This is a genomic window from Bergeriella denitrificans NBRC 102155, assembly GCF_001592185.1.
In the GTDB taxonomy this organism is placed as follows: Bacteria; Pseudomonadota; Gammaproteobacteria; order Burkholderiales; family Neisseriaceae; genus Neisseria; species Neisseria denitrificans.
In genome coordinates this window covers 1-1,897 of the sequence record NZ_BCWL01000292.1, presented here as the reverse complement: position 1 = coordinate 1,897, position 1,897 = coordinate 1, and the positions used below count along the sequence as shown (strand labels likewise).

Sequence of the window (1,897 nt, the reverse complement as noted above, 5' to 3'; positions counted from 1 at the left end):
AGGGAAAGGCCGTCTGAAAAACAACGATGTTGTATTTTCAGACGGCCTTTTTCATCTTTTCCACACGGTTTTTCCACACAGTATGCTGCATGCGCCGCGTATCGCTAATTTTGGCCACCCAAATCAGCCCGCAACATCAAACCAATCATGCGGTTGCGCAGCCAGCGGGCGGCGGGGGCGAGTTCTCCGGCCAGCATACCGGTTTCGCCGATGCCGTTGTCGCGCAGCAGGTCGGCGGCGGCGCCGTGCAGCCATACGCCCGCACAGGCGGCCTGTGCGGGCGGTATGCCTTGCGCCATCAGGCTGCCGATGATGCCGCTCAAGACATCGCCGCTGCCGGCGGTCGCCAGGCCGGGGTTGCCGCTGATGTTGGTGTAGCGCGTGCCGTCGGGGTCGGCAACTAATGTGTTGCGGCCTTTTAATACGGTCACAGCGCGGAAGGTGCGGCTGATGCTTTGCGTGGCCGAAACCCGGTCGGCTTGCACGGCGGCGGTTTCGATGCCCAGCAGGCGTGCGGCTTCGGCGGGATGTGGGGTGAGCACCAGTCGGCCGTGCGCTTGTGCCGCAGCGCGCAGTTCGGGCGTGGCGGCGAGCAGGGTCAGCGCGTCGGCATCGAGCAGCAGTGGCTTGCCTGCGGCGCGTTGCAACACGCTGTGCAATACGGCGCGGGCATCATCGTCCAAACCGAGGCCGCAGCCGGCGGCATAGGCGCTGATGTCGTTGCGCTGCAGCAGTTGCGCGGCGGTGGCCAGCATGATTTCGGGGCGCTCGGGAATCACCGCAAAAGGCAGCTGCGTCTGGCAAAAGCCCGCCCAGGTTTTGCCGCAGCCCAGATACATGGCGGCGGTGGCGGCCAAGATTACTGCGCCGCTCATGCCCGCCGCGCCGCCGATGACGGCCAGCGTGCCGTGGCTGCCTTTGTGGCTGTCGGCATCGCGCGGCGCAAAGACATCGGGAAACTGTCGGGCCGTCTGAAAATAGCGCATCTCGTCGCTGGCGGAGTAAGGTTTCGCAAACATCATAAAGCTATGGGAAAATTTGATAAAATGCGGTCAGCAGGCGGGTTTGGTGTCGGATCTACACAGCCCGGTTTTGAACATTTTATTTTATAGTCATTACTATATAAGAAAGTCAATCAGAATGAAACACAAACTCAAAGTATGGGATTTGCCCACGCGCCTTTTTCACTGGATGCTGGCGGCGGCGATAGTCTTTATGTGGTACAGCGCCGAGCAGGGCGGCAATCTGCTGCTGTGGCATCTGCGTTGCGGAGTGTTGATTTTGGCTCTGCTGGTGTTCCGCATCTGCTGGGGGCTGTGGGGCAGCGATACCGCGAAATTTGCCAACTTCGTGCGCGGGCCCAAGCAAATCGTGCGCTATCTCAAAGGCGAAATCACGGAAAACGAGCAGCCCGGCCACAATCCCGTCGGCGCGCTGATGGTGCTGGCGCTGCTGGCGGCGGTAGCGGTGCAGGTGACCACCGGCCTGTTTGCGCCCGATGAAAATACCTTTACCAACAGCGGCTATCTGAACAGCTTAGTCAGCGAGGATACCGGCGCGGCCATGCGGAAAATCCACATCGCGTTTTTCAACCTGCTGGCGGCGCTGGCGGCGGTGCACGTTATCACGATTTTGGCGTATAAGTTTTTGAAAAAACACAATCTGATTACGCCGATGCTGACCGGTTACAAATCGCTGGAAGGCCGCCTGCCCGAGCTGCGCTTTGCCGGCTTGGGCAAGTTTGCCGCCGCGGTAGCAGTTGCGGTGGCCGTGGTATGGGCGGTAGTGAGCGTGGCTTAAGTGTTTCTGTTTAGATTAAATTGTAAAAAGGCCGTCTGAAAATCATGATTTTCAGACGGCCTTTTTGCAATTTAAAGCACACTTGCGGGCTTTATTT

2 protein-coding genes are annotated in these 1,897 nt (G+C 59.2%); one reads left to right on the top strand and one right to left on the bottom strand.

What is annotated here, in order from left to right:
* Positions 1–104 precede the first annotated feature (104 nt).
* The gene (locus BDE01S_RS10305; RefSeq protein WP_066081221.1) at positions 105–1,022 is read right to left on the bottom strand and encodes an NAD(P)H-hydrate dehydratase; all 918 of its coding nucleotides are present in this window, start codon (positions 1,020–1,022) and stop codon (positions 105–107) included.
* Between the two features lie 118 nt (positions 1,023–1,140).
* Between BDE01S_RS10305 and BDE01S_RS10300 the strand changes: the two genes are divergently transcribed.
* Positions 1,141–1,800, top strand: coding sequence for a cytochrome b/b6 domain-containing protein (locus BDE01S_RS10300; protein WP_066081218.1), 660 nt, complete (start codon positions 1,141–1,143; stop codon positions 1,798–1,800).
* Positions 1,801–1,897: the final 97 nt, after the last annotated feature.

Coding starts and splice junctions, on each gene's coding strand:
- BDE01S_RS10300 (WP_066081218.1), top strand. CDS start 1,141: ATGAAACACAAACTCAAAGTATGGGATTTGCCCACGCGCCTTTTTCAC.
- BDE01S_RS10305 (WP_066081221.1), bottom strand. CDS start 1,022: ATGATGTTTGCGAAACCTTACTCCGCCAGCGACGAGATGCGCTATTTT.